This is a genomic window from Streptomyces sp. NPDC048192 (genome assembly GCF_043202415.1).
GTDB lineage: Bacteria > Actinomycetota > Actinomycetes > Streptomycetales > Streptomycetaceae > Streptomyces.
The window spans coordinates 254,677-279,262 of the sequence record NZ_JBIDAL010000006.1; the positions used below are offsets into that span (position 1 = coordinate 254,677).

Here is a 24,586-nt window from a genome sequence, read left to right on the forward strand (position 1 = left end):
CGCGCCGGACCCGGAAGACGGCAGCCGCCGCCACCGAGGCCGCCCCGGCTGAAGCGGAGGCCGAGGCCAAGCCGCGCCGTACGCGCAAGACGGCCGCCTCCACCGAAGCGGCCGAGGCCGAGGCCAAGCCGCGCCGCACCCGGAAGACGGCCGCTGCCGTCGCCGAGGCGGACGGGGACGCCGAGGTGGCCGCGCCGAAGGCGCGCCGGACCCGCAAGGCCGTCGCCGCGGAGATCCCGGCGCAGGCCAGCGAGGAGCCGGAGGCCAAGCCGCGCCGCCGCACGCGCAAGGCGACGGCGGTCGTCGAGGCCGCGGAAGGCTGATCCGGCACACCGTCACCGACGGACGCACGCGAGGGCCCGGTCCACTCACCTGGACCGGGCCCTCGCGTTTCCGGCTCCGCCCGTGTACCGTCCCGCCCGCGTACCGCCGCCAGTCCCCTCCCCGCGCCCGGCGGCTCCGCGCCTCGCCCGATAGCCTCTCCCCATGAGCAGGCCCGCCACCTTCGTCCCGCCTCCGGGTGCCCGTGCGTACTTTCTGCGGACCGTGCGGGGGGAGTTCGCCGTCGTGGACGCTCCCGTGGCCGACGGGGTCGAGCCGCGTGGCGTGGCGCTGTTGCTGCCGGGGTTCACCGGGAGCAAGGAGGACTTCAATCCGCTGCATGTGCCGCTGGCCCGGCGCGGATACCGGACGGTGGCCGTCGACGGGCGCGGCCAGTACGAGTCGGACGGCCCCGAGACCGACGAATCGGCGTACGCGCAGGAGGAGTTGGCGCGGGACGTACTCGCGCAGGCTGAGGCGCTCGGAGAGCCGGTGCATCTTCTCGGGCACTCGCTCGGCGGACAGATCGCACGGACCGCCGTACTGCTCGACCACGCGCCCTTCCGTTCGCTGACCCTCATGTCCTCCGGCCCCGCGCAGATCTCGGAGCCCCAGCAGCAGCGGGTGAAGCTGCTGCGGGACGCGCTCGCGGTGATGGGCATGGCGGAGGTGTGGGAGGCGATCCAGGCGATGGAGACGCCGGAGGACACCGTGACGCAGGCGCTCGACAGCGGGCTGGACGACCGGGACGACCTGCGGCGCCGCTGGCTGGGCACCAGGCCCGCCCAACTGATCGCCACCGGGCGCCAGTTGTGCACGGAACCGGACCGGGTGGCGGAACTGGCCACCGTACCCCTGCCGATGCACGTCCTGTCCGGCGCGCGGGACGACACCTGGCCGCTGCCCCTGCTGGACGACATGGCGGCGCGGCTCGGCGCACGCCGGACGGTGATCGAGGGCGCCGAGCACTCCCCCAACACCGACCGGCCCCTCGCCACGGCCCAGGCGCTCGCCGACTTCTGGGACGGCCCGGGAAGCCGGAGCAGGAGCGGGAGCGGGACGGGCGAACGGCGCAAGTAACGCCGCTGGTACTGCCGCTGCTGTGTCCGCTGGACGACCGCTAGAACTGCGCCTGCAGATGCTCCCAGAAGCCGTCCCGGAGCGCGCGGCGCAGGTCGGCCTGGCCGCGCAGGGAGTACTGGAGCAGGCCCTCGGCCTCGACCAGCAGGTCCTGGTCGACCGAGCCGGGCAGATAGGGGTGGCCGGGGAGCAGTTCGACCAGGGTCTCGCGGCCCCGGGCGACCAGCCACTTCGCGGCGATCTGCGCGCCGACGAAGCGCACCTCGTCGCGGGTGGGGCGGGCGCCGCCGGCGGCGTCGTAGGCGGCGGCCGTGCGGCGGGAGACGTACGGCTTGAAGAACTCGAGGTCGAGGGTGCGCTGGCTGTCGACCTCCCAGAGCAGCGGCTCGGCCTGGTTGCGGCCCTCGGGCGCCTCGATGCCCCACAGGTGGACCCGGGCGCCGTAGCCCTGCGCGGCCTCGACCGCCGACACCAGGTCCTCGTCGCCGCCGAGCAGGGCGGCGTCGCTGATCGCGCGGTGCCGGGCCAGTGATTCGAGGTCGCCGCGGATCAGCGAGTCGACGCCCTTCTGCTGGTTGTTGGCGTTGAGGTTGCCCAGGCGGACCTTGACGTCGGGGAGTTCGGCGATGCTCTGCTGCTCGGCGGTGTGGATGCGGCGGCGGGCGCCGTCGTACCAGTAGACGCGCAGCAGGCGGCTGTCGGCGAAGACCTGGCGGGCCCGGTCGATGAGCGCGTCGATCAGTCCCTCGGCGTCGAGGTCGAAGGCCCTGCGGTCCTCGGTGCCCGCGACGAGCCGGCCCGCGGCCGCGTACAGATACCCGGCGTCGACGAAGATCGCGTGGGTGGAGGGCGTCTTCGCCACCTCGGCGAGCATGCGTTCCAGCAGCTCGTTCGTGCGGTCGATGCGGGTGGCCAGGGCGGCCAGGTCGTCGTTCATCGCCTCCATTGTCCCGGCGGTCACGCTGTGAACACAACTGCTCCCGGTCGGTCCTCCGGGCCGGTCCTCCGGGTCGGCCGCCCCTCGGTCCGCTTACCCGTCAGTCATTAGACGTTCGAAAAATTTATTTAGCGTAGGGAATGTTTGTAACAAGCAGCACGTTGACTCTGTACGAGACCGGGGACACGTCCGGTCCGCCAAGTAGTTCTCCGCAGGAGGATGACCAGACGAAGGGAGAAGCCTGTGCGCTTCGAGATCATGCGACTCGACGAGGTCGACGGCACCACCGTGGACAGCACCGTCGTGGACGCCGCCTCCGTCAACCGGATCGTTCAGCAGGCCGCCGCCATCGGGCAGCGTCTGTGGATCCGCCCGGCCGAGACCCCGGCCTCGTAACGGGGTAGACGCACTCAAGCTTTCCGGGGGAGCCGAGACGACGCGCTCAGCTCCCCCGGATCACCTGAGTGATCCCGTTGATGATCTGCTGCACGGCGATCGCGGACAGCATCATGCCCGCGAGCCGCGTCACCAGGACGACACCGCCGTCCTTGATGACCCGGATGATCAGCAGCGAGTAACGCATCACCAGCCACAGCACGACGTGGATCGCGAGGATCGCCGTCCACACCGATATCTGCGTGGACACGCTGTCCGCCTTCTGCACGGCCAGGATCACGGACACGATCGCGCCCGGTCCGGCCAGCAGCGGCATGCCCAGCGGCACGAGCGCCACGTTCACGTCCTTGGTCTGCTTCGGCTCGTCGGTCTTGCCGGTGAGCAGGTCCAGCGCGATCAGCAGGAGCAGCAGACCGCCCGCGATCATCAGCGCGGGCACGGAGACGTGCAGGTAGTTCAGGATCTGGTGCCCCAGGACGCCGAACGTGGCGATGACCCCGCCGGCGACGCACACGGCCTGGAAGGCCATCCGCTTCTGCACCTTGGCCGGACGGCCGGCGGTCAGGGCGAGGAAGATCGGGGTGATCCCAGGGGGATCCATGATGACAAAAAGGGTCAGGAACAGGGAGCCGAAGACGGCGAGGTCGAACATGGGGGAAGTACTGGCCTTGCTTGAACAGGTGGACTACGGGCGCGGGAGGGCCGCCGAGGGCCTCAGGCTCCGCCGGTGCCCGGGACGGGGAACGCCCCGGTCGCCCGCCGGGTGATCTCCCCGTACACCTCGGGGTCGGTCGTGTACGCGCCGAGCGCGACGTCCTTGCGGCTGCCGTGGTAGTCGGAGGAGCCCGTGACCAGCAGGTCCAGGTCCTTCGCCAGGCCGCGCAGCCGGTCGCGGGCGTCGGCGTCGTGGTCCATGTGGTCGACCTCGACGCCGTCCAGGCCGGCCTCGGCCAGCTGGGCGATCCGCGCCTCGGGGACCGTGCGCCCGCGCTTGGCGGCGGCCGGATGCGCGAACACGCAGACCCCGCCCGCGTTCTTGACCAGCCGGATCGCCTCGAAGGGGTCGGTCTCGTGCTTCTCCACGTAGGCCCGGCCGCCGTCCGCCAGCCACTCCTCGGTGAACGCCTCGCTCACCGTCGGCACGACGCCCAGCTCGACCAGCGCGGTGGCGACGTGCGGGCGCCCCACGGAACCGCCGGCCGCGATCCGCTCGACCTGCTCCCAGGTGACCGGCACGCCCAGCGCGTTCAGCTTGGCGATCATGCCCTTGGCCCGCGGCACCCGGTCGTCGCGCACCAGCTCGCGCTCGGCGAGCAGAGCGGGCTCCTCGGGGTCGAAGAGGTAGGCCAGCAGGTGCATGGAGACGCCGTCGACACGGCAGGACAGCTCGGCGCCGGTGACCAGCGTCAGCCCCTCGGGCAGCGCGGCGATCGCCTCGGCGTACCCGCGGGTGGTGTCGTGATCGGTCAGCGCGACGACGTCCAGCCCGGCAGCCCCCGCCTTGCGCACCAGCTCGGCAGGCGTGTCCGTACCGTCGGAGGCCGTGGAGTGACAGTGCAGATCGATACGCACGCAGACTCCAGGCAGGACGGACGGAAGGGGACACCTAAGGATAACGGTGTTTTGAAGCCCGCCGGTCACACCCGCAACCGATCAGCGCCCCCTACGGCGGCCGACCTCAAGGGGCGCGGGGAACGGCGCGAGCAACCACAACGAGACCCGCACCCGCCCAACGGCGGGAACCCGGCACCCCGGTAGGCGTCACGGCCGAAGCAAGCGCGGCGAAAGCGCTCCGCACGGCACCAGATCCAGCTCCGCCCCCGCGTCCCGCAGATCCGTCAGCACCAGCTCGTCGTACATGAGCAGGCCGGCCTGCTCGGGCCAGATCACCGCCCACAGCCACATGCCGAGCGCCTCGCCGGCGAAGACGGCCCGGTCGTCGGGGGTGCGGTAGACGTGCCAGAGCGGGGTCGGCCGGCCCGCGGCCAGCACCTTGGCCTGGGGCGGCTTCTCGACGTTCATGTACGACCCCGGATCGGGGCCGTCGATTCCCGCGTACCGCGCGCCGAGGCCGACGCCGAGTTCCTCGGCGACGAGGATGAGTTCGCCGGGACCGCCGAGCGGGCCGGGTCCGGAGCAGGCGACGGCGGTGGCGCGGCCGCCGCTGCGGTCGTCGCCCGCGTAGGCCACGCCGGTGAAGAGCCAGCCGACGGGCAGCGGCCAGGGCATCCACAGCGGAACGTGCGTGCGGTGCACGACCGCGGCGAGGGCCTCGACACTGGGCGGGATCACGGGCTGCAGCGGATACACCGGACCGTGCACATCGCACTGCCACGCATCGGCGAAGAGACCGGGCGCCCTGACCCGGCCACCGCACCTCGGGCAACTGGGTTCGCCCCTCATAGGGCTCCACGGTCCTACCCCGGCCCGCCCACGTCAAGGACGATCACCCGTCCGGCGGGAACGGCCTTCCGCGAGCACGGGACGACCAGATGAGTGTAGTTTACACTTATTAGCGGAGCTAACTTGTTGGAGAGAGCGGAGAGAACATGGAACTCCTGCGGCAGCCCAAGGCGGTCTGGGCCACGGCCGGCGCCTCCGTCGTCGCCTTCATGGGCATCGGCCTGGTCGACCCGATCCTGCCGTCCATCGCGCAGGGCCTGCACGCCACCCCCAGCCAGGTGTCCCTGCTCTTCACCTCGTACTTCCTGATCACCGCGGTGGCGATGCTGCTGACCGGCTTCGTCTCCAGCCGCATCGGGGGCCGCAGGACGCTGCTGCTCGGCCTCGCCTTCGTGGTCGTCTTCGCGGGCCTGGCCGGCACCTCGGGCAGCGTCGGCCAGCTGGTCGGCTTCCGGGCGGGCTGGGGACTCGGCAACGCGCTGTTCGTCTCCACCGCCCTGGCGGTGATCGTCGGCGCGGCGGCCGGAGGCAGCGCGGCGGCGATCCTGCTCTACGAGTCCGCGCTCGGCCTCGGCATGGCCTGCGGCCCGCTGCTCGGCGCGGTCCTCGGCAACCTCAGCTGGCGCTACCCCTTCTTCGGCACGGCCACGCTGATGGCGATCGGCTTCCTGTGCATCACGGCGTTCCTGAAGGAGCAGCCCAAGCCGGCCCGCAGGACCTCGGTGCTGGACCCGGTCAGGGCGCTCGGCCACGGCGGTCTCGCCTCGGCGGCGGTCTCGGCGTTCTTCTACAACTACACGTTCTTCACGGTGCTGGCCTTCACGCCGTTCGTGCTGGAGATGACCCCGTACCGCTCCGGTGCGGTGTTCTTCGCCTGGGGTGTGCTGCTGGCGGTCTTCTCCGTGATCGTGGCGCCGCGCATGCAGCAGCGGTTCGGCTCGCTGAAGGTGCTCGGCGGCTCGCTGGTGCTGCTCGCCGCGGACGTCCTGGTCCTCGGCTACGGCGACCACACCGCCGCGATCGTCTGCACGGTGCTGTCCGGCGCCTTCATCGGCGTGAACAACACGGTCTACACCGAGCTGGCGCTCGGCGTGTCGGACGCCCCGCGCCCGGTGGCCAGCGCCGGCTACAACTTCGTCCGCTGGTTCGCGGCCGCCGCCGCTCCCTACCTCGCGCCGAAGCTTCAGGAGTGGAGCGACATCCACGTGCCGTTCCTGGTGGCGGCGGTCACCGCGCTGCTGGGCGCGCTCGTGGTGGTCGTACGGCGCCGGGCCCTCGCCCACGAGTCGGCCGCGCACGCGACGGCGCACGCCACCGAGGACTCGGTCACCGTCTTCGCCAACTGACCGCTTCCACGCGCGCGTTGGTGAGATCGGTCACTGCGGGGTCAGTCGAGCGGGACGGACCGGCGGGCCGGATCGCGCAGGTCCGTCCCGCTGCCCAGCCAGCGCTCCTGGAGGGCCTGGGCGCCGTGCACCCGCTTCCAGGCGGCCTCGTTCGGGGTCATCGGCAGCAGCGGCAGGAACCGCACGGGCTCCAGCGGTTCGTCCAGCTCCAGGTCCTCCACCAGGCCGCCGGGCTCCCCCACCAGGACCGAGGTGAAGGGGGCGCCGGGCCACAGCGGCTCACCCACGTCGAGGGAGGCGCCGGGGTTCACGATGACCCCCTCGACCTGCGGGGACGCGGCCAGCACGGCGAGCGGGCGCAGCACCTTGTCGGTGTCGGCGCCGCCCGCGCGGACGGAGAGCACCAGCTCGGCGCGGGGGCCCCTGACCGGGTCGGCGAGCAGCGCGGCGGGGTCGGTCATGGGGTGCGCGGACATGCCGAGGGTGGCGTACCTGAGGACGTCCCCCTCCCGGAACCGGAGCACCTCGATGCGGTCCGTGCCGAGGAAGGTGACGGCGGCGCGCGCGTCCGGCTCGCCCAGCGCGCTGGTCAGCCGTGCCTCGACCAGGGGAAGAACATCAACCATGCGGTGAGCATAGAACTCGTCAGTAGCGGGCAAAGCGGCGCCTTGACACTTCGGGCGGCTGCTACGCTGAGCCGGTGGTTCGGGACAGCATGCCGAGCATGCCGTCAAGTCCCGGCACCTGAGACTCCCTTACGAGGGACCGGCCGGAGGAGGTGGGGCTGTCATGGATCGAAGTCGACCGTGCAGTACCACTCGCTCTTCCGCCCGCTGATGTAGTCACTGGCTGGTTTCTGGCTGGCTGCTGCTGCCTTCCCGTGCGTGTCGCCCTTCGGAAGAGCGCTTCGTATCGCTTTGCCCGGTCCGACTGATCGTGTGATCCGTCGGATCGCCACAGTTCTGCATCAGTAGCGAAGTCGCCACCGCGACGGTGCGGTGCTCCCCGCTTTGTGGACGTGCCAAACATCCCGCGTCAGGACGTCCCCATTCCGGGTGGTTCCAGCCGTCGCCCGCGGTCTTTCGCTGCCTGTCGCGAAGGAGCCTGCCCATGTCGATGATCCGTGATCTGCGCGCCGTGGTCCGTCCGTCCCGTGTCTCGCTGCGCAAGGAGACCGGCCCGTCGTCGTACGACACCACCCGTGACCCCGCCACGTCCTCGGCCGTCGTGGACTGCGCCGTCTACCGCGACGGCCGGCGGGTGACGAGCACGGGGCCGCTCAGCCCGCAGGAGGCGATGCGGCTGGTGCGGCGCGACGGCGGCTTCGTGTGGATCGGCCTGCACGAGCCGACCGAGGCCGAATTCGCCGGTATCGCGACCGAGTTCGGGCTGCACCCGCTGGCGGTGGAGGACGCGGTGCAGGCGCACCAGCGGCCCAAGCTGGAGCGCTACGACGACTCGCTCTTCACCGTCTTCAAGACCATCCACTACGTCGAGCACGACCGGCTCACCGCCAACAGCGAGGTCGTCGAGACCGGCGAGGTCATGTGCTTCACCGGCCGGGACTTCTTCATCACCGTCCGGCACGGCGGCAAGGGCTCGCTGCGGGCGCTGCGGCACCGGCTGCAGGACGATCCGGAACTGCTCGCCAAGGGCCCCTCGGCCGTGCTGCACGCCATCGCCGACCATGTCGTGGACGGCTACATCGCGGTCGCCGACGCCGTGCAGGACGACATCGACGAGGTGGAGACCGAGGTCTTCTCGCCGGGCCGCAAGGGCGGGGTGTCCCGCGGTGTGGACTCGGCGCGGATCTACCAGCTCAAGCGCGAGGTGCTGGAGTTCAAGCGCGCGGTGGCGCCGCTGCTGCGGCCCATGCAGCTGCTGAGCGAGCGGCCGATGCGGCTGATCGACCCGGACATCCAGAAGTACTTCCGGGACGTCGCCGACCACCTCGCCCGGGTCCAGGAGCAGGTGCTGGGCTTCGACGAACTCCTCAACTCCATCCTCCAGGCGAACCTGGCGCAGGCGTCCGTCGCGCAGAACGAGGACATGCGCAAGATCACCGCCTGGGCCGCGATCATCGCCGTGCCGACGATGGTGACCGGCGTGTACGGCATGAACTTCGACCACATGCCGGAGCTGCACTGGAAGTACGGCTATCCGCTGGTCCTGAGCGTCACGGTCGCCATGTGCGTGGGCATCCACCGGGTGCTCAAGCGCAACGGCTGGCTGTGACCGGGCGCTGGATAGGCTGGGCACATGACACGTGAGCTGCTCGACCGGGCCCTCGTCGAGGAGGCCTCGAAGAAGTCCGGCCTCGTCTGGGTCAAAGGCGCGGGCGCCGCTGCCGCGCGTGCGCTGTGGCACGTGTGGCACGACGGCGCGGTGTGCCTGGTCGGCGACGGACCCGGTGAGCAGCCGCTCGAGGCGCTGGTCGACGGAGGGTCCGCCGAGGTCACCGTGCGCAGCAAGGACAAGGGCGGGCGGCTGGTGACGTTCCCCGCGACCGTCTCCGAGCTGCCCTCCGGCTCCGCGGAGTGGGAGGCGGCCGTCGCCGAGCTGAAGGGCAAGCGCCTGAACGCCCCCGACGGCGAGCGGATGCCGGCCCGCTGGGCCCGCGAGTGCCGGGTGCTGCGCCTGGCTCCGGCCGGGCCGGTGGCGCCGTTGCCCGACGGCAGCCTGGCCGAGCGGCCGGTCGCGACACCGGCGACCACGCGGAAGCCGGTGCCCGCGGGACTGCCGAGGCTGCTGATGAAGCGCCGAAAGCGTCGCTGACACCGGCCGCCCGGAAGCCCGCGGCGGCACTGCTAGGACGCCGGGAGCTGCCGGCCGTAGTCCACGGTCTCACCCTTCGCAGGCTCGGTCACGGCGAAGTCCTTACCCCAGTCGGAGAAGCTCAGGGTGCCCGCACCGCCCGCGCGGACCAGGCGGAGCGGATAGGGGGTGCCCTCCAGGGAGACGTCGAGGCTGCCGCCGGAGCCCTTGTCGCCGGTGATGCGGATGGTGCGGGTACCCGCGTCCTCGTGGTGCCCGTCCGTCGCCAGCGAACCGTGCAGTGTGAGCAGTCCGTCGAGGAGGACGTCCTTGTCCGTGAAGCCGCTGAACTTCTTGTACGCGGGGTCGCCCTGCGGCACCTTGACGTACTTGCCGTCCAGCGAGGCCGCCGCGCCGTCGCCGCCGTCCTTGCCGCCGGCCTCGTTCCAGAAGTCCGCGTCGGCCTTCAGATACAGCTGCCTGCCCACCCGCAGCAGCTTGAAGGTGGCCCCCTTCGACGTCACCGACCCGGTGCCGCCGTCGTCCTTGAGCCGCATGTCCAGCGTGTACGTACGGCCGCTGGTGACGACCGTGCCGGACAGCCGTACCGCGGACGCCGCCGACGCCGCGGCCCGCGTCTTCGCCTGGATGCTGTCGGGGGGCAGCTTGCCCACGCCGTTCGTCCCCGCGTCCGGATCCTCGCCGCCGCACCCGGTGAGCGCCGCCGCGCCCGCGACGGCGCAGATCACCGCCACCAGCGCGGCCCGGCGGGTACGGCCCTGGGGAGTCGCAGTCACAGGTGGGGTCGCCTTTCTGACGGTTCCTGAGGGGTGGACCGCAGCGTACCGGTGCCTCGGCCGCCCGGCGGAGCGAGTCCGTCCGGACCCGCCACCAGGGCGTATCCGACCGGTACGGGCTAGCCTGAAGCGCACCCGAGCGGGCAAATCCGAGCAATTCACCGACCCATCCACAAAGAGAGCGGAACACCCGAACACTGGGCGATTCCCAGGCCACGTCAGCAGAGGAAGCACAGCCATGGCAGCCGGCGCCCCCCGGATCTTCGTCTCGCACCTCGCCGGGGTCCCCGTCTTCGACCCGAACGGCGACCAGGTGGGCCGTGTGCGCGACCTCGTCGTGATGCTGCGCGTGGGCCGCAGGCCCCCACGGCTGCTCGGCCTGGTCGTCGAACTGGCCACCCGGCGCCGCATCTTCCTGCCCATGACCCGGGTCACCGGCATCGAGTCCGGACAGGTCATCACCACCGGTGTGATGAACGTCCGGCGCTTCGAGCAGCGGCCCACCGAGCGGCTGGTCTTCGGCGAACTGCTGGACCGGCGGGTGACGCTCGTGGAGACCGGCGAGGAGGTCACCGTCCTCGACGTGTCCGTGCAGCAGCTTCCCGCCCGCCGCGACTGGGAGGTCGACCGCGTCTTCGTCCGCAAGGGAAGGAAGGGCGGGGCCTTCCGGCGCGCCAGGGGCGAGACGCTGACCGCCGAGTGGTCGGCCGTCACCGGCTTCTCCCTGGAGGAGCACGGCCAGGGCGCCGAGAGCCTGCTCGCCACCTTCGAGCAGCTGCGCCCCGCCGACCTCGCCAACGTGCTGCACCACCTCTCCCCCAAGCGGCGCGCCGAGGTCGCCGCCGCGCTCGACGACGACCGGCTGGCCGACGTGCTCGAGGAGCTGCCGGAGGACGACCAGATCGAGATCCTCGGCAAGCTCAAGGAGGAGCGCGCGGCGGACGTCCTGGAGGCCATGGACCCCGACGACGCCGCCGACCTGCTCGGCGAGCTGCCCGAGGAGGACAAGGAGCGGCTGCTGAGCCTGATGCAGCCGTCCGACGCGGCCGACATGCGCCGCCTGATGTCGTACGAGGAGCACACGGCCGGCGGTCTGATGACCACCGAGCCGGTCGTGCTGCGCCCGGACGCCACCGTCGCCGACGCCCTCGCCCGGGTACGCAACCCCGACCTGTCCCCGGCGCTCGCCGCCCAGGTGTACGTGTGCCGGCCGCCGGACGAGACGCCGACCGGCAAGTACCTGGGCACCGTCCACTTCCAGCGGCTGCTGCGCGAGCCGCCGTACAACCTGGTCAGCTCCATCGTCGACACCGACCTGCAGCCGCTGGCCCCGGGCGCGGCGCTGCGCCTGATCGCCGGGTTCTTCGCCACGTACGACATGGTCGCCGCGCCCGTGGTCGACGAGTCCGGGGCGCTGCTCGGCGCGGTCACCGTGGACGACGTGCTGGACCACATGCTCCCGGAGGACTGGCGGGAGACGGAGTTCCACCTGAACGACGAGAACAACGAGGGGGTGGGCAGCCATGGCTCCCGAGCGTGACGCCGCGACCCGTGAACGCCACCCCGTGGGCGCCACGGCCGCCACCCGGCCCCGTGCGCCCCGGCTCGACCAGCCGCGCCCGCCGCGCCGCCGGGTGCTGCCGGAGTGGGACCCGGAGGCCTTCGGGCGGCTGTCGGAGCGCATCGCCCGCTTCCTGGGCACGGGGCGCTTCATCGTCTGGATGACGGTCGTCATCTTCGTGTGGCTGACGTGGAACATCACCGCGCCCAGCCATCTGCGGTTCGACCCGTACCCGTTCATCTTCCTCACACTGGTGCTGTCCCTTCAGGCCTCCTACGCGGCGCCGCTGATCCTGCTCGCGCAGAACCGGCAGGACGACCGCGACCGGGTCAACCTGGAGCAGGACCGCAAGCAGAACGAGCGGTCCATCGCCGACACCGAGTACCTGACCCGGGAGATCGCCGCGCTGCGCCTGGGCCTCGGCGAGGTCGCGACCCGCGACTGGATCCGCTCCGAGCTGCAGGACCTCGTCAAGGAGCTGGACGAGCGGCGACGGCACGACGGGCATCCCGGCCATGTCGTATTCCCGGCAGAACGGTCGGAACGGTCCCCGGGACGTGACACAAACGACCGCTGAGGGGCATCCCGGACGCCCCTCGGCGCGCCGTACCATCGTTCTCATGGCTACGGAAGACGCGGTGCGCGAGGCACTGGCGACGGTGAACGACCCCGAGATCAACCGCCCCATCACCGAACTGGGGATGGTCAAATCGGTGGAGATCGGGGAGGACGGCGCGGTCGCGGTCACCGTGTACCTGACGGTCTCCGGCTGCCCCATGCGCGAGACCATCACCGAGCGCGTCACCCAGGCGGTCTCCCGGGTCGAGGGCGTCACCCGCGTCGACGTCACCCTGGACGTCATGAGCGACGAGCAGCGCCGGGAGCTGGCCGCGGCCCTGCGCGGCGGCCAGGCCGAGCGCGAGGTCCCCTTCGCCAAGCCCGGCAACCTCACCCGCGTCTACGCGGTCGCCTCCGGCAAGGGCGGCGTCGGCAAGTCCTCGGTGACGGTCAACCTGGCGGCGGCGATGGCCGCCGACGGCCTGAAGGTCGGTGTCGTGGACGCCGACATCTACGGCCACTCGGTGCCGCGCATGCTCGGCGCCGACGGCCGTCCCACCCAGGTCGAGAACATGATCATGCCGCCGTCCGCGAACGGCGTGAAGGTCATCTCCATCGGCATGTTCACCCCGGGCAACGCCCCGGTCGTCTGGCGCGGCCCGATGCTGCACCGCGCGCTGCAGCAGTTCCTCGCGGACGTGTACTGGGGCGACCTCGACGTCCTCCTGCTGGACCTGCCGCCCGGCACCGGCGACATCGCGATCTCCGTCGCCCAGCTGATCCCGAACGCCGAGATCCTGGTCGTGACGACCCCGCAGCAGGCGGCGGCCGAGGTCGCCGAGCGGGCCGGCTCCATCGCCGTGCAGACCCACCAGAAGATCGTCGGCGTGGTCGAGAACATGTCCGGCCTGCCCTGCCCGCACTGCGGCGAGATGGTCGACGTCTTCGGCACGGGCGGCGGCCAGCTGGTCGCCGACGGCCTCACCCGCACCACCGGTACGACGGTCCCGGTCCTCGGCAGCATCCCGATCGACGTCCGCCTCCGCGAGGGCGGCGACGAGGGCAAGCCCGTCGTCCTCACCGACCCGGACTCCCCGGCGGGCAGCGCCCTGAAGGCGATCGCCGGGAAGCTGGGCGGCCGTCAGCGGGGCCTGTCGGGCCTGTCGCTGGGGATCACGCCGAAGAACAAGTTCTGAGGACTCCGAAGACGAAGACCTCGACGACGAAGGGGCGCCGGTACGGACCGGCGCCCCTTCGCGCATGCGCCGGCGGGCGTCACGCGTACGCGGCCACGTCCTTCACCACGGCGAACCCCAGACCGTACGCGCTCATCCCCCGCCCGTACGCCCCCAGGTGCACGCCCGCCCCGGTGGAACCGGCCAGCACCCAGCCGAACTCGGACTCCCGGTAATAGAAGGAGGACGCCACCCCGTCCACCGGCAGGGAGAGGCGGCTCCACTCCGGCCCCTCGAGGTCGTCGGCCAGCGCCCACGCCGTCTCCGTCTGCTGCTCCAGCCAGTCGTCCCGCAGGCTGTGGTCCATCTGCCCCGGCCAGGTGAACGACAGCAGCCCCACCCCGGCCAGCCACGCCGCCGAGGACACCGACGTGGCCTCCAGCAGCCCCGTGCCGTCGGCGCTCCTGCGGGACGGCTGCGCGGCGACGGTGACGACCACCGCGAACTTCTCCCGCGGCTCACCGGCGGCGACGGCCTCGCCCCGGACGGAGGGCTCGTCGCCGTGCCCGATCGAACCGTGCTCGACGGCGCCGTCGGCCGCCGTACCGACCTGCATCAGCCAGCGCGGTCCGGTGAACGCCTCGTCGAGGCCGTACCACGGGAAGGGAGCCTGCAGATAACCGTCGACCGTGCGCCGGGCGGAGGGGAGCTGCTGCGCGCCCTCCGCGACCGGCGCCTGTGCGCCCACCCGACTCGTCGTCTCCATCTGCCCGGACGCCTCCTCGCTCTCGTCGGACCAGCGGTGGCCCGCCCCCCTTCGGGCGTACTCGTCCGGTCCGCACAACAACTCGGCAGCATATCCACACCGGTGAGAGGCGCAGGGCAGGCGCTGGATGCGTGGGTCGCGCGAACGGCCTGTTCAGGCCGTGTGCGACGGGTACCTGTTATGAAACGCGTCACGTGCGCGGCGTACGCCCGCGCGCGCGTGTCGGCGGCCGGCGCGCGAGGGCCCGCTAGGTGGCGTCCGCGTCGAACGGCGGGCGGTCGTCCTGCGCCGGCTCCTCGGGCTTCTTCGCCATGTCGACGCGCGGCGCGGCCGAGGAAGAGGGCGAGGAGGAGGACGATGCCGGGGCATCGGTGTCGAAGCTCTTCACCGCGTCCGTGACCTCGGCCATCTCCTTCTTCAGGTCGAAGCCGTTGCGGATCTCCTTCAGCCCCAGCTCGTCGCCGTCCAGGTGCTTGCGGATGAACGTCTTGGGGTTGAGGTCCTCGAAGTCGAAGTCCTTGAACTCCGGGCCCAGTTCCTGGCGGATGTCCTGCTTGGCGCTCTCCGAGAACTCGCGGATCTTCCGGATCGTGCGCATCACGTCCTGGATGACCTTCGGGAGCTTGTCCGGACCGAACACGAGCACAGCGATGACGACGATCGTCAGCAGCTCCATTGGCCCTATGTCATTGAACACCTGACGCTCCTTGCGATGTCCTCGGTCGCTCAACGGTACCCGGCGTTCCTGTCCGACCGGTACCGTCCCGCAATGAGACGTGCGTCAGTTCTGCTCCGCCGCGCCCAGTCGGAGCCGGATCTCCCGGTCCGTGCCGTCGCGCCGGACCGTCAGCCGTAGCCGGTCGCCGGGCCGGTGGGCGCGGATCTTCACGATCAGCTCCTCGGCCGTGTGCACCCGCTGCCCGTCGACCTCGGTGATGACGTCGCCCGCCGCGAGCCCGGCCCGGTCGCCGGGGCCGCCCGCGCGCACGGCGGGGCCGCCGTCCGCGCTCCGGCTGTCGATGCGGGCGCCGTCGCCGGTGTACGCCATGTCGAGCGTGACCCCGATCACGGGGTGGGTGGCATGGCCGTCCTCGATCAGTTCCTCGGCGACGCGCCTGGCCTGGTTGACGGGGATGGCGAAGCCGAGCCCGATGGAGCCGGCCTGGCCGTTCTGCGGGTCGGTGCTGCCGTCGGCGGACCGGATGGCCGAGTTGATGCCGATCACCCGGGCCCGGGAGTCGAGGAGGGGACCGCCGGAGTTGCCCGGGTTGATGGGGGCGTCGGTCTGCAGCGCGTCCACGTACGACACGTCGCTGCCGTCGCCCTTCTCCCCGCCGGCCGTGATGGGCCGTTCCTTGGCGCTGATGATGCCGGAGGTGACGGTGCCGGCGAGGTCGTAGGGGGAGCCGATGGCCACGACGGGGTCGCCGACCCGGACGTCGTCGGAGTTGCCCAGGGGCAGCGGGGCGAGCCCGTGCACACCGTGCACCTGGACGACGGCGAGGTCGTACCCGCTGTCGCGTCCGACGATCTTCGCCTTGACGGTGTCCCCGCTGGTGAACGTCACCGAGACGTCGCCGCCCGTGGATCCAGCGGGCGCGACGACGTGGTTGTTGGTGAGGATGTGGCCCTGGGTGTCGAGTACGAAGCCGGTGCCGGTGTCCGCCTGGTCGGTACCGCTGACGTGCAGGGTGACGACGCTGGGCAGCGCCCGCGCGGCTATCCCGGCCACGCTGTCCGGCGCCCGCCCCGCGGGCACGCGCCCCGGCTGCAGCCGCACCCCGTCTTCCGGCCGCGCCCGCTCGACCCAGGCTCCGGCGACCCCACCGATCCCTCCGGACACCACGGCGATCATCAGGCTCCAGCCCACGAGTAAACGCCTCCCCCGCCGCCTGCGCTGCTGCTCCGTCGGCACCCCGGCTCCGGTTTGCTGAAGGGGCCCCTGCAAGCGCCGCTCACGGGACGAGGCGGCGGCCCAGGGGTCGTAACGCGGTTCCGGGGCCGCTGGGGGGCGGGGGGCGGGCTGGGGCTCGAGGGGGGTGGGGGCCGGGGTGGGGGTGAGGGTGGGGGTGGTCAGGGCGTCGGCGGCGGGGGTGGGAGCGACAGGGGCCGTGGGTGCGGTGCCCAGGGGGGTCGTGGGGGCGGGAATGGGCGCGCTCAGGCCCGCCGGGGCCGCCGGGTGCGGTACGGGCGGTGCGGGCGCCCAGGGGCCCGGCTCGCCGTACGGCGGGGTGCTGTAGGGGTCGGGGTCGTGCAACGGCTTGGGGCGCCCGGCCTGGGCCGCCCAGGCGTCCTCCCCGGGCGGGGACGACACGCCGGCCCTGGCGACTCCGTCCGCCCCTGTCCTGTCCGTCGCCTCCGGCACCGGCTTGGGCAGTTCGAAGTCCCCATCACCGGCTGCGGCCAGTCCGGCGTCTCCCGAGCCGGCCACGCCCATCCCGGCCTGCTGCGCTTCGGCGGCCTGCGCGGGCTCCGCTTCGGCCGATGCGAGCTCCACCGGCGTGGAGTCCTCGCCCTTCTCCGGGTCCGCCGAGGCCGGCGGCGGGGTGTTCGGGGTGTGGCCCGAAGGGGTGTGGCTGGCCTCGGTCATGGTCTCCCCACGGCTGGACGCGGCCTCCGCCGGGGCGGCGCGCGCGGAACGTCGACTGCGTTCCCGGGGGGCGTCGCCGCGGGAACGCACAGGATTCAACCAGGTTCGCGGGGCGCGGCGTAGGGGCCGGTCAGGGGGTGTGACCCGGCGTGGGGGCGGTGGTGTCGGGAACGGAGACGGGCGGCAGGAGAGAGGCGGTCGCGCCGGGGACCGTGGACCAGGCGGTGAGCGGGTAGACCACGGTGTTGTCGAGCGGACGTATCAGCGGGGAGACGGCGGCCGCACCGGCCATCATCGGCGCGTTCAGGCTGCGCAGTCCGTCGGTCTCCGCCCGGCCGCCGTCGGGTGTGGGCAGGCCGGGGACCAGCGGCGCGGACATGGAGGCGGGGGCGGCGGGCGTCGACGGGCCGCGCTGGGCGCCGCCCTGGGCGAGCAGCGGTCCCAGCGCCCGGCGGCGCTGCTGGGTCTCGGGCGCGGTCGTGCCCGAGCCCGCGCCGGTGCCCGCCGAGCGGGCCGGGACCACATTGCTGCCGGTGCCCGAGCCGCCGCGGGCGTCTACGCCGGTGTCGCCGGGGATGGCCGTGGTCACACCGCCGAGGGCCACCGCGGCCAGCGACACCGCGCCGGCGGCGGCGACCGCGAACCGCAGACCGCGCGAGGCGGAGCGGCCTTCGTCCGGGCGGCCGACGGGGTGGATGCGGAAGCCGCGCTCCTCGGCGGCGGGCAGCGCGGGGAGCCGTCCGGCGCCGTGCGGCCGCGCGGGGACGTAGCCGAACGCGAAGCGCTCGCCGCGCCTCACGCCGAAGACCCCGAGGGTGCCGGAGGCTCCCCCGGTGCCCTCGCCGTCACCGGAGCCGCCGAAGAGTCCTCCTGGCGGCGACATGCCGTCGCCGTCCGGGTCATCTCCTTCGGGCAGGCCCTGCAGGCGGGCCAGCAGGCTCGCCGAGGGAGGCGGCGGGGCAGCCTCCGCGAACACGTTCTTCAATCGGCGCTGGGCGTCCGCCTCCGCCTTGCACCGGGCGCAGGTCGCCAGGTGCGCGAGGACCCGCTCACGCGTCTCATGACCGAGCTCTCCGTCCACCAGGGCGGAGAGCCGGTCTCCGAGGTGCTGCTCCGCGAGGTGCGCCTGAGCAGGTTTGGGCCGGGAACCACTCACGCCGTCGCGCCCCCTCCCCCCAGAGCGGGGACACGGGCCAGGAAGGAGCGCCGCTCGGCCGCACGGGCCTCCGGGGAACGGTGGGCAAGGGCCTTGCGGAGCTGGGATCGGCCACGGTGGATGCGGGAGCGGACGGTGCCGAGCTTCACGCCGAGGGTCGCGGCGATCTCCTCGTACGACAGTCCCTCGATGTCGCACAGCACGACGGCGGCGCGGAACTCGGGGGCCAGGGTGTCCAGGGCCTGCTGCACGTCGGCGTCGAAGTGGGCGTCGCTGAAGACCTGGTGCGGGGTGGGCTCGCGGCTGGCCAGGCGCTCGGCCGCGTCCTCGCCGAGGGCGTCGAAGCGGATGCGCTGCTTGCGCCGGACCATGTCCAGGAAGAGGTTGGTGGTGATGCGGTGCAGCCAGCCCTCGAAGGTGCCCGGCGAGTACGTCGACAGGGAGCGGAAGACGCGGACGAAGACCTCCTGGGTGAGGTCCTCGGCGTCGTGCTGGTTGCCCGTCAGCCGGTAGGCGAGTCGGTACACCCGGCCGCTGTGCGTGCTGACGATCTCCTCCCACGTGGGCGGAGTCCACGCCTGCCCGTCCGCGTCGGTGGAGAAGGTCGCGGTCTGGGCCTCGCCTGCGGCGAAAGCGGCGTGGTGGTCGGCAGCGGTGTCGGTCACGGATCTCGGCCTGCCCGCCGACCCGAGGAAGCGCCGCAGCACTCCGCCCCGGTCTCCGGGCGCAGCCGCACCTCCCCTGTCGGCTCTGGTGGTGTCCAGTGGAGCCCCTACCATAGCCACCTCGCCCGTTAGCTCCGGATAAGCGGTTTTACGAGAATTTGATACGCGCTGATGCGGCTGCGTCAACAGTCGCCCGGTGTCCTGATCCGTCCCGTCCACCCCCGCTCAGCCCCCTCGCGTCCCGTGCCGCTCCCCACACCCCTCTAAACGACCGGTCCCATCTGCGGGTTCCCGACGCCAACGGATACAGTCACGCCCAGGCAACCACGGGACAGGAGAGGGTCATTACCGGCAACCGGCAGACGAGCTGGGCGTTCGCCGACGCCTTTGTCGCCGAGGACGACGCGCTGCGGTGGGCCCGCGACCGGGCCCGCGAGGCCGGGCTGCGCTCGGTGTCGCCCGGCACGGGCGCCGCGCTGCGACTGCTGGCCGCCTCCGTGGACGCGAAGGCGGTCGCGGAGATCGGCACGGGCTGCGGGGTGTCCGGGATCCATCTGCTGCACGGCATGCGCCCGGACGGCGTGCTCACCACGGTCGACACGGAGCCGGACCACCAGCAGTTCGCCCGGCAGGCCTTCCGCGCCTGCGGTTTCGCCAGCAACCGGGCCCGCTTCATCCCGGGCCGGGCCCTGGACGTGCTGCCCCGGCTCGCGGACGCCGGCTACGACCTCGTCTTCTGCGACGGCGACCGGCTGGAGTACCTGGACTACCTAGCTGAATCGTTGCGCCTGCTCCGGCCGGGCGGCCTCGTGGTCTTCGAGGGGGTCTTCGCCGGCGGCCGTACGGTGGACTCGGGACCGCAGCCGACGGAGGTGCTGCGGCTGCGGGAGCTGCTGCGCGCGGTGCGCGAGAGCCAGGAGCTGCTGCCGTCGCTGCTGCCGGTGGGCGACGGGCTGCTGTGCGCCGTCAAGCGGTGAGCGGGCGGCCGCAAAGGAGCGGAAGCACGGCTGCCCCGGCATCGCTCACGATGCCGGGGCAGCCGGAAGGACAGGATCGCTGGGACGTCAGACGACGACCTTCTTGAGGGCGTCGCCGAGCGCCTCGGCCTCGTCAGGGGTCAGCTCGACGACGAGTCGACCGCCGCCTTCGAGCGGAACGCGCATGACGATGCCCCGCCCCTCCTTGGTCACCTCGAGCGGGCCATCGCCCGTCCGCGGCTTCATGGCCGCCATGCTCGTTCCCCTTCCTGAAACCAGCTCATCGTCTGCCGGGAGCCCTCGGAAGGCACCCGCGGTTCCGAAACGGACACGCGACACCGGCATCGAACACATTGCTTCCCAGCCATTATCCCGCATCGCAGGACCCGATGACCAACATCAGTCGGCATCGCTTGGGCAACGCGCGCGAGCAAAACCACTCAATTCGGCGATGTGGCTGCGATACTGCGCCCCCGCACCGGACATCCACCCGCCGGCTCGGCTCCGGTTTTCTTTGACGCAGGTCACACGCGGGGTCCGGCGCACGGACGGCGATCTCCGCCATGCTGTCCTTCGTACACGGACGTACCGCGCGGTACGTCACCGGCGAACCGGAGGGGATGTCCCATGGCCGACACCGTGCTCTACGAGGTGAGCGACGGGCTCGCGACGATCACGCTGAACCGCCCCGAGGCGATGAACGCGCTGAACATCGCCACCAAGGCCGCCCTCCGGGAGGCGGCGGAATCCGCGGCCGGCGACTCGGCCGTACGGGCGATCCTGCTGACCGCGGCCGGGGACCGGGCGTTCTGTGTGGGCCAGGACCTCAAGGAGCACATCGGGCTGCTCGCGGCGGACCGGGAGACCGGGTCCGGGCAGACGATGAGCACGGTCAAGGAGCATTACAACCCGATCGTCCGCGCCCTCGCCGGGGCGCCCAAGCCGGTGGTCGCCGCGGTGAACGGGGTGGCGGCCGGGGCCGGCTTCGGTTTCGCGCTCGCCGCGGACTACCGGGTGGTCGCCGACACGGCCGCCTTCAACACCTCCTTCGCCGGCGTCGCCCTGACCGCCGACTCCGGGATCTCCTGGACGCTGCCCCGGGTGATCGGCCCGAGCCGCGCCGCCGACCTGCTGCTCTTCCCGCGCAGCATCAGCGCCCAGGACGCGCTGGAGCTGGGCATCGCCAACCGGGTGGTGCCCGCCGCCGAGGTGCGCGCCGAGGCCGAGAAGACGGCGCGGGCGCTGGCCGAGGGCCCGACGGTGGCGTACGCGGCGATCAAGGAGGCGGTGGCCTACGGCCTCACGCACTCCCTCGCCGAGACCCTGGAGAAGGAGGACGAGCTGCAGACCCGGGCCGGGCAGTCCGAGGACCACGCGATCGCGGTGCAGGCCTTCGTGAACAAGGAGAAGCCGAAGTACCTCGGCCGGTGACACGCGGGGCCCGGGCCCTGTCGTCGAACTCCCGTCGTCCGCCCGGAGGGCGGGCCTCGCGGCGTCAGGTGCGTGCGCGTGCTCTGGGCCCCCGGCCGAAGGCTGGGAGAGTGCCGGGCCCTGGTCCTCGTACCGGATGTGCTTGGGCCGGGCCCGCAGCGGCGAAAGTGTGTGCATGGCGTCGCGGGGCTGAGGTCCCCTCGGCCGGAGGCTGGGGGAGGGAGTTCGACGACAGGGCCTAGGGCGCGGTGAGCAGGGCCTCTGCGCCCACCGGGCGGTAGCCGGCCGCCTGGAAGGCGCGCACGCTGCGGGCGTTGCCCGGGGACTGCTGCGCCCAGAGCCACTGGCCCGCCGGGATCAGATGCCGGGCGGCCGTGGCCAGGGCCCGGCCCAGCCCCCGGTGCCGTACGTCCTCGTCGACCTCGACGGCCGTCTCCCAGCGCCCGGCGACGCCCCGGCCGAGGACGACCACTCCCCCGTCGGCCGCCCAGACGCGGACGTCGTCCCGGTGCTCGCGGGCCCGGCGAACCCGCGGATGGTCCGGGTCGGCGAGCTCGCGCAGCTCCAGCGGGGGTCCGCCGGGCAGGGAGCCGGCCACGGTGAGCAGGTCGACGCAGTCCATGGCGCGGCCCGTGCGGGCGAGGAACGCGGCGAGGAAGCGGGGGTTCATCGCCGCCGCCAGCCGGTCGCAGTCGAGGGACGCGAGCGCGCCGCGCACCCAGTCCGGGTCCTCGTCGGTGAACACCACGGAGTGCGCGGTGAACGCGATCACCCCCGCGTCGCGGTGGCTCGGCTGCGGCACGACGGTGACACCGCCGTCCGGCGCCGGGAAGCTGCCGCGGGCCGCGGCGTCCAGGATGCCGGCCAGGGTCCGGGGTCCGGACCCGCCCGCGGACCGGGGGTCAGGCACCGGCGCCTCTGGCCACGCAGGCCTCCAGATGGTCGTCGACGAGGCCGCACGCCTGCATGAGGGCGTACGCGGTGGTCGGGCCGACGAATCTGAGGCCGCGTTTCTTCAGCGCCTTGGACAGGGCGGTGGACTCCGGGGTGACGGCCGGGACGTCGGCGAGGGTCTTCGGGGCCGGGCGGCCGGCCCGGTCCGGGGCGTGGGACCAGATCAGCTCGTCCAGCTCGCCCTCGGCCCAGCCGGCGAGCACGCGCGCGTTGGCGAGCGTGGCGTCGATCTTGGCGCGGTTGCGGATGATGCCCTCGTCGGCGAGGAGCCGCTCCCGGTCCTCGTCCGTGAAGGCGGCGACCTTCTCGATGCGGAAGCCGGCGAACGCGGCACGGAAGCCCTCGCGGCGGCGCAGGATCGTGATCCAGGACAGGCCCGACTGGAAGGCCTCCAGGCTGATCCGCTCGAAGAGGGCGTCGTCGCCGTGGACCGGGCGGCCCCACTCCTCGTCGTGGTACGCCACGTAGTCCTCGGTGGACAGGGCCCACGGGCAGCGCAGGGCGCCGTCGGGTCCGGCGAGGGCGGCGCCGTCGCTCATCGCTGGTCCTCCGGGTGGTCGCGCTTGTCCGGGCGGGCGTGGGCCGCCGCTCTGGCGCCGGCCAGCGCCGACTCCAGGTCGGCGATGCGGGCGTCCCGCTCGGCGAGTTCGGCGGCGAGCCGGCCGAGGGCGTCGTCGACGTCCGCCATGCGGTAGCCGCGCGGGGCGACGGGGAAGCGCAGGCTCTCCACGTCCGCGCGGTCCACCGGGCGGTCCGGGGGCAGCGGGTCGCGCAGCCGCTCGGGCGCCGCCTCGGGCAGCGGGCCGCTCCCGCCGCCGCCCACCACGGCGAGGGTCACCGCGGCGACCACGACGGCCAGTGCGACCACCAGGAACAAGAACATCACCATCGCCAGGGTCCCCACGGTCCGTGCCGGTCGTTGTTCCGGACGCTGAATCTGTCAGGCTCCGATCGTGCCATGCGAGTCTGACAGTTAGGGTCACAGGCGGCCGTACAGCGGGACGTACTAGGAGAGGTCACAGCGGATGCTCAGGCTGGGCAAGCGGGAATTCGGGCCCCACGAGCCGGTGATCATGGCGATCGTGAACCGGACTCCGGACTCCTTCTACGACCAGGGGGCCACGTTCCGCGACGAGCCGGCCCTCGCGCGCGTGGAGCAGGCCGTGGCCGAGGGCGCCGCGATCGTCGACATCGGCGGGGTGAAGGCCGGGCCCGGCGAGGAGGTCACCGCCGAGGAGGAGGCGCGGCGCACGGTCGGCTTCGTGGCGGAGGTGCGGCGCCGCTTCCCCGATGTGGTCATCAGCGTGGACACCTGGCGGGCCGAGGTCGGCGAGGCGGTGTGCGAGGCGGGCGCCGATCTGCTGAACGACGCGTGGGGCGGCGTCGACCCCGGGCTCGCGGAGGTGGCCGCGCGGTACCGGGTCGGGCTGGTGTGCACGCACGCGGGTGGCGTGCAGCCGCGTACGCGCCCGCACCGGGTGACGTACGACGACGTGATGGCCGACATCCTCGACGTCACCCTGGGTCTGGCCGAGCGGGCGGTCGCGCTCGGGGTGCCGCGGGAGTCGGTGCTGATCGACCCCGGGCACGACTTCGGGAAGAACACCCGGCACAGCCTGGAGGCGACGCGCCGGCTGGACGAGATGGCCGCCACGGGGTGGCCGGTGCTGGTGTCCCTGTCCAACAAGGACTTCGTCGGCGAGACGCTGGACCGGCCGGTGAAGGAACGGCTGATCGGCACGCTGGCGACGACGGCGGTGTCGGCGTGGCTCGGGGCGCAGGTGTACCGGGTGCACGAGGTGGCCGAGACCCGGCAGGTGCTGGACATGGTGGCGTCCATCGCGGGCCACCGTGCCCCCGCGGTCGCCCGGCGGGGTCTCGCCTAGGCCGCCGGGGAGCGGGCCCGCTGGCGCCCCGCGCCGGCGGCCCGTCCCGGCAGCCCGTCCTAGCGGCCCGCCTCCTTCGACACCAGGGCCACCGCTTCCGCCACGTCGTCCGTCAGATGGAAGAGCAGCAGGTCCTTCTCCGCCGCCTTGCCCTGGGCCACCAGCGTGTTCTTCAGCCAGTCCACCAGGCCGCCCCAGTACTCGCTGCCGAACAGGACGATCGGGAAGCGGGTCACCTTCTGGGTCTGGACCAGGGTCAGGGCCTCGAAGAGTTCGTCGAGGGTGCCCAGGCCGCCGGGCAGGACCACGAAACCCTGCGCGTACTTCACGAACATCATCTTGCGGACGAAGAAGTACCGGAAGTTCAGGCCGATGTCGACGTACGGGTTCAGACCCTGCTCGAAGGGCAGTTCGATGCCCAGGCCCACCGAGACGCCGCCCGCCTCGCACGCGCCCTTGTTGGCCGCCTCCATGGCCCCGGGGCCGCCGCCGGTGATCACGGCCCAGCCCGCCTCCACCAGGCCCCGGCCGAGCCGCACTCCCGCGTCGTACTCCGGCGAGTCCACCGGCGTACGAGCCGAGCCGAACACGCTGATGGCGGGCGGGAGTTCGGCCAGCGTGCCGAAGCCCTCGATGAACTCCGACTGGATGCGCAGCACCCGCCAGGGGTCGGTGTGGACCCAGTCGGTGGGGGCGCGCTCGTCCAGCAGGCGCTGGTCGGTCGTGCTGGGTGTCACCTGTCCACGCCGTCGGAGGACCGGTCCGAGCCGCTGCTCGTCCGGCGGAATCTTCTTCCCCTCGGGGTTGCCGGTAGGCATGTGCGCTCCCTCCGT

The 24,586-nt window shown here is 72.5% G+C and carries 27 protein-coding genes and 1 pseudogene; 12 read left to right on the forward strand and 16 right to left on the reverse strand.

Going from position 1 to position 24,586, the window contains the following annotated elements:
- Both ACGFZN_RS14510 and ACGFZN_RS14515 read left to right on the forward strand, forming a co-directional pair.
- Window positions 1-323: pseudogene (locus ACGFZN_RS14510) on the forward strand (ATP-dependent helicase); the annotation flags it as partial.
- A gap of 163 nt (window positions 324-486) precedes the next feature.
- Window positions 487-1,401 (forward strand): alpha/beta fold hydrolase, encoded by a 915-nt coding sequence (locus tag ACGFZN_RS14515; protein ID WP_393858771.1) that lies wholly within the window; start codon window positions 487-489, stop codon window positions 1,399-1,401.
- A gap of 40 nt (window positions 1,402-1,441) precedes the next feature.
- Here the strand turns inward: ACGFZN_RS14515 and ACGFZN_RS14520 are convergent, their stop codons facing one another.
- Window positions 1,442-2,347, reverse strand: coding sequence for an NYN domain-containing protein (locus tag ACGFZN_RS14520; RefSeq protein ID WP_393858989.1), 906 nt, complete (start codon window positions 2,345-2,347; stop codon window positions 1,442-1,444).
- A 234-nt stretch (window positions 2,348-2,581) separates the two neighbouring features.
- Between ACGFZN_RS14520 and ACGFZN_RS14525 the strand changes: the two genes are divergently transcribed.
- Window positions 2,582-2,734 (forward strand): hypothetical protein, encoded by a 153-nt coding sequence (locus ACGFZN_RS14525; protein WP_330337947.1) that lies wholly within the window; start codon window positions 2,582-2,584, stop codon window positions 2,732-2,734.
- Window positions 2,735-2,780: 46 nt separating this feature from the next.
- On the opposite strand, the gene ACGFZN_RS14530 is transcribed toward ACGFZN_RS14525, so the two are convergent.
- From ACGFZN_RS14530 to ACGFZN_RS14540, 3 genes are all read right to left on the reverse strand, one after another.
- Window positions 2,781-3,386 carry a MarC family protein gene (locus ACGFZN_RS14530; protein WP_393858772.1) on the reverse strand — a complete coding sequence of 202 codons (606 nt, stop codon included), beginning with the start codon at window positions 3,384-3,386 and terminating at the stop codon, window positions 2,781-2,783.
- A gap of 62 nt (window positions 3,387-3,448) precedes the next feature.
- Window positions 3,449-4,306: a PHP domain-containing protein gene (locus tag ACGFZN_RS14535; protein WP_393858773.1), complete on the reverse strand. Its 858-nt coding sequence runs from the start codon at window positions 4,304-4,306 to the stop codon at window positions 3,449-3,451.
- A gap of 189 nt (window positions 4,307-4,495) precedes the next feature.
- Window positions 4,496-5,137, reverse strand: coding sequence for a DUF6758 family protein (locus tag ACGFZN_RS14540; RefSeq protein WP_361975900.1), 642 nt, complete (start codon window positions 5,135-5,137; stop codon window positions 4,496-4,498).
- A gap of 146 nt (window positions 5,138-5,283) precedes the next feature.
- On the opposite strand from ACGFZN_RS14540, the gene ACGFZN_RS14545 reads away from it, so the two are divergent.
- Window positions 5,284-6,483 carry an MFS transporter gene (locus ACGFZN_RS14545; protein ID WP_393858774.1) on the forward strand — a complete coding sequence of 400 codons (1,200 nt, stop codon included), beginning with the start codon at window positions 5,284-5,286 and terminating at the stop codon, window positions 6,481-6,483.
- Between the two features lie 41 nt (window positions 6,484-6,524).
- Here ACGFZN_RS14545 and ACGFZN_RS14550 read toward each other — a convergent pair whose 3' ends face one another.
- Entirely contained in the window at window positions 6,525-7,109 is a 585-nt protein-coding gene (locus ACGFZN_RS14550; RefSeq protein WP_393858775.1) for a suppressor of fused domain protein, read from the reverse strand.
- A gap of 484 nt (window positions 7,110-7,593) precedes the next feature.
- Between ACGFZN_RS14550 and ACGFZN_RS14555 the strand changes: the two genes are divergently transcribed.
- Together ACGFZN_RS14555 and ACGFZN_RS14560 are read left to right on the forward strand one after the other, a co-directional pair.
- Window positions 7,594-8,718, forward strand: a complete 1,125-nt coding sequence (locus ACGFZN_RS14555) for a magnesium and cobalt transport protein CorA (protein WP_393858776.1) — start codon at window positions 7,594-7,596, stop codon at window positions 8,716-8,718.
- Window positions 8,719-8,742: 24 nt separating this feature from the next.
- A complete protein-coding gene (locus ACGFZN_RS14560; protein ID WP_393858777.1) occupies window positions 8,743-9,258 on the forward strand; it encodes a hypothetical protein in 516 nt (171 codons plus the stop codon).
- A 32-nt stretch (window positions 9,259-9,290) separates the two neighbouring features.
- Here ACGFZN_RS14560 and ACGFZN_RS14565 read toward each other — a convergent pair whose 3' ends face one another.
- Window positions 9,291-10,034, reverse strand: a complete 744-nt coding sequence (locus ACGFZN_RS14565) for a hypothetical protein (protein ID WP_393858778.1) — start codon at window positions 10,032-10,034, stop codon at window positions 9,291-9,293.
- Window positions 10,035-10,272: 238 nt separating this feature from the next.
- Between ACGFZN_RS14565 and ACGFZN_RS14570 the strand changes: the two genes are divergently transcribed.
- From ACGFZN_RS14570 to ACGFZN_RS14580, 3 genes are read left to right on the forward strand one after another with little or no spacing between them, the layout of a single operon-like run.
- Complete coding sequence (locus tag ACGFZN_RS14570) at window positions 10,273-11,574, forward strand: magnesium transporter MgtE N-terminal domain-containing protein (protein ID WP_393858779.1); 1,302 nt, start codon at window positions 10,273-10,275, stop codon at window positions 11,572-11,574.
- Window positions 11,558-12,172 (forward strand): DUF1003 domain-containing protein, encoded by a 615-nt coding sequence (locus tag ACGFZN_RS14575; protein WP_393858780.1) that lies wholly within the window; start codon window positions 11,558-11,560, stop codon window positions 12,170-12,172. Before ACGFZN_RS14570 ends, ACGFZN_RS14575 begins: the two co-directional genes overlap by 17 nt.
- 43 nt (window positions 12,173-12,215) lie before the next feature.
- Window positions 12,216-13,349 carry an Mrp/NBP35 family ATP-binding protein gene (locus tag ACGFZN_RS14580; RefSeq protein WP_330337958.1) on the forward strand — a complete coding sequence of 378 codons (1,134 nt, stop codon included), beginning with the start codon at window positions 12,216-12,218 and terminating at the stop codon, window positions 13,347-13,349.
- A gap of 79 nt (window positions 13,350-13,428) precedes the next feature.
- On the opposite strand, the gene ACGFZN_RS14585 is transcribed toward ACGFZN_RS14580, so the two are convergent.
- The 5 genes from ACGFZN_RS14585 to sigE all read right to left on the reverse strand — a co-directional run bounded on the left by ACGFZN_RS14585 (window position 13,429) and on the right by sigE (window position 18,547).
- Window positions 13,429-14,094 (reverse strand): hypothetical protein, encoded by a 666-nt coding sequence (locus tag ACGFZN_RS14585; RefSeq protein ID WP_393858781.1) that lies wholly within the window; start codon window positions 14,092-14,094, stop codon window positions 13,429-13,431.
- 247 nt (window positions 14,095-14,341) lie between these two features.
- Window positions 14,342-14,791, reverse strand: coding sequence for a sec-independent translocase (locus ACGFZN_RS14590; protein WP_393858782.1), 450 nt, complete (start codon window positions 14,789-14,791; stop codon window positions 14,342-14,344).
- Window positions 14,792-14,875: 84 nt separating this feature from the next.
- Window positions 14,876-16,684, reverse strand: a complete 1,809-nt coding sequence (locus ACGFZN_RS14595) for a S1C family serine protease (RefSeq protein WP_393858783.1) — start codon at window positions 16,682-16,684, stop codon at window positions 14,876-14,878.
- A 130-nt stretch (window positions 16,685-16,814) separates the two neighbouring features.
- Complete coding sequence (locus ACGFZN_RS14600; RefSeq protein ID WP_393858784.1) at window positions 16,815-17,840, reverse strand: zf-HC2 domain-containing protein; 1,026 nt, start codon at window positions 17,838-17,840, stop codon at window positions 16,815-16,817.
- Window positions 17,837-18,547, reverse strand: a complete 711-nt coding sequence (sigE, locus tag ACGFZN_RS14605; RefSeq protein ID WP_393858785.1) for an RNA polymerase sigma factor SigE — start codon at window positions 18,545-18,547, stop codon at window positions 17,837-17,839. The genes ACGFZN_RS14600 and sigE overlap by 4 nt, the downstream gene beginning before the upstream one ends.
- Window positions 18,548-18,786: 239 nt before the next feature.
- On the opposite strand from sigE, the gene ACGFZN_RS14610 reads away from it, so the two are divergent.
- Window positions 18,787-19,482: an O-methyltransferase gene (locus ACGFZN_RS14610; protein ID WP_393858990.1), complete on the forward strand. Its 696-nt coding sequence runs from the start codon at window positions 18,787-18,789 to the stop codon at window positions 19,480-19,482.
- An 87-nt stretch (window positions 19,483-19,569) separates the two neighbouring features.
- Here the strand turns inward: ACGFZN_RS14610 and ACGFZN_RS14615 are convergent, their stop codons facing one another.
- On the reverse strand, window positions 19,570-19,737 hold the full coding sequence (locus ACGFZN_RS14615; protein ID WP_018544333.1) for a DUF3117 domain-containing protein: 168 nt from the start codon (window positions 19,735-19,737) through the stop codon (window positions 19,570-19,572).
- 372 nt (window positions 19,738-20,109) lie between these two features.
- On the opposite strand from ACGFZN_RS14615, the gene ACGFZN_RS14620 reads away from it, so the two are divergent.
- Window positions 20,110-20,913: an enoyl-CoA hydratase/isomerase family protein gene (locus ACGFZN_RS14620; protein WP_393858786.1), complete on the forward strand. Its 804-nt coding sequence runs from the start codon at window positions 20,110-20,112 to the stop codon at window positions 20,911-20,913.
- 238 nt (window positions 20,914-21,151) lie between these two features.
- Here ACGFZN_RS14620 and ACGFZN_RS14625 read toward each other — a convergent pair whose 3' ends face one another.
- The 3 genes from ACGFZN_RS14625 to ACGFZN_RS14635 are packed head-to-tail and all read right to left on the reverse strand — an operon-like array spanning window position 21,152 to window position 22,756.
- Entirely contained in the window at window positions 21,152-21,823 is a 672-nt protein-coding gene (locus ACGFZN_RS14625; RefSeq protein ID WP_393858787.1) for a GNAT family N-acetyltransferase, read from the reverse strand.
- Complete coding sequence (locus ACGFZN_RS14630) at window positions 21,816-22,406, reverse strand: DNA-3-methyladenine glycosylase I (RefSeq protein WP_393858788.1); 591 nt, start codon at window positions 22,404-22,406, stop codon at window positions 21,816-21,818. The genes ACGFZN_RS14625 and ACGFZN_RS14630 overlap by 8 nt, the downstream gene beginning before the upstream one ends.
- Complete coding sequence (locus ACGFZN_RS14635) at window positions 22,403-22,756, reverse strand: DivIVA domain-containing protein (protein WP_393858789.1); 354 nt, start codon at window positions 22,754-22,756, stop codon at window positions 22,403-22,405. Before ACGFZN_RS14635 ends, ACGFZN_RS14630 begins: the two co-directional genes overlap by 4 nt.
- A gap of 136 nt (window positions 22,757-22,892) precedes the next feature.
- Here ACGFZN_RS14635 and folP point away from each other — a divergent pair, with 136 nt between their 5' ends.
- Window positions 22,893-23,753 (forward strand): dihydropteroate synthase, encoded by an 861-nt coding sequence (gene folP / locus ACGFZN_RS14640; protein ID WP_393858790.1) that lies wholly within the window; start codon window positions 22,893-22,895, stop codon window positions 23,751-23,753.
- A 59-nt stretch (window positions 23,754-23,812) separates the two neighbouring features.
- Here the strand turns inward: folP and ACGFZN_RS14645 are convergent, their stop codons facing one another.
- Window positions 23,813-24,571: a TIGR00730 family Rossman fold protein gene (locus ACGFZN_RS14645; protein WP_393858791.1), complete on the reverse strand. Its 759-nt coding sequence runs from the start codon at window positions 24,569-24,571 to the stop codon at window positions 23,813-23,815.
- Window positions 24,572-24,586 lie beyond the last annotated feature (15 nt).

Excerpts from the sequence above, each read along its gene's own strand:
- ACGFZN_RS14515 (WP_393858771.1), top strand. The coding sequence starts at position 487 with ATGAGCAGGCCCGCCACCTTCGTCCCGCCTCCGGGTGCCCGTGCGTAC.
- ACGFZN_RS14520 (WP_393858989.1), bottom strand. The coding sequence starts at position 2,347 with ATGGAGGCGATGAACGACGACCTGGCCGCCCTGGCCACCCGCATCGAC.
- ACGFZN_RS14530 (WP_393858772.1), bottom strand. The coding sequence starts at position 3,386 with ATGTTCGACCTCGCCGTCTTCGGCTCCCTGTTCCTGACCCTTTTTGTC.
- ACGFZN_RS14540 (WP_361975900.1), bottom strand. The coding sequence starts at position 5,137 with ATGAGGGGCGAACCCAGTTGCCCGAGGTGCGGTGGCCGGGTCAGGGCG.
- ACGFZN_RS14545 (WP_393858774.1), top strand. The coding sequence starts at position 5,284 with ATGGAACTCCTGCGGCAGCCCAAGGCGGTCTGGGCCACGGCCGGCGCC.
- ACGFZN_RS14550 (WP_393858775.1), bottom strand. The coding sequence starts at position 7,109 with ATGGTTGATGTTCTTCCCCTGGTCGAGGCACGGCTGACCAGCGCGCTG.
- ACGFZN_RS14555 (WP_393858776.1), top strand. The coding sequence starts at position 7,594 with ATGTCGATGATCCGTGATCTGCGCGCCGTGGTCCGTCCGTCCCGTGTC.
- ACGFZN_RS14560 (WP_393858777.1), top strand. The coding sequence starts at position 8,743 with ATGACACGTGAGCTGCTCGACCGGGCCCTCGTCGAGGAGGCCTCGAAG.
- ACGFZN_RS14570 (WP_393858779.1), top strand. The coding sequence starts at position 10,273 with ATGGCAGCCGGCGCCCCCCGGATCTTCGTCTCGCACCTCGCCGGGGTC.
- ACGFZN_RS14575 (WP_393858780.1), top strand. The coding sequence starts at position 11,558 with ATGGCTCCCGAGCGTGACGCCGCGACCCGTGAACGCCACCCCGTGGGC.
- ACGFZN_RS14580 (WP_330337958.1), top strand. The coding sequence starts at position 12,216 with ATGGCTACGGAAGACGCGGTGCGCGAGGCACTGGCGACGGTGAACGAC.
- ACGFZN_RS14585 (WP_393858781.1), bottom strand. The coding sequence starts at position 14,094 with ATGGAGACGACGAGTCGGGTGGGCGCACAGGCGCCGGTCGCGGAGGGC.
- ACGFZN_RS14595 (WP_393858783.1), bottom strand. The coding sequence starts at position 16,684 with ATGACCGAGGCCAGCCACACCCCTTCGGGCCACACCCCGAACACCCCG.
- ACGFZN_RS14615 (WP_018544333.1), bottom strand. The coding sequence starts at position 19,737 with ATGGCGGCCATGAAGCCGCGGACGGGCGATGGCCCGCTCGAGGTGACC.
- ACGFZN_RS14620 (WP_393858786.1), top strand. The coding sequence starts at position 20,110 with ATGGCCGACACCGTGCTCTACGAGGTGAGCGACGGGCTCGCGACGATC.
- ACGFZN_RS14630 (WP_393858788.1), bottom strand. The coding sequence starts at position 22,406 with ATGAGCGACGGCGCCGCCCTCGCCGGACCCGACGGCGCCCTGCGCTGC.
- ACGFZN_RS14635 (WP_393858789.1), bottom strand. The coding sequence starts at position 22,756 with ATGGTGATGTTCTTGTTCCTGGTGGTCGCACTGGCCGTCGTGGTCGCC.
- folP (WP_393858790.1), top strand. The coding sequence starts at position 22,893 with ATGCTCAGGCTGGGCAAGCGGGAATTCGGGCCCCACGAGCCGGTGATC.
- ACGFZN_RS14645 (WP_393858791.1), bottom strand. The coding sequence starts at position 24,571 with ATGCCTACCGGCAACCCCGAGGGGAAGAAGATTCCGCCGGACGAGCAG.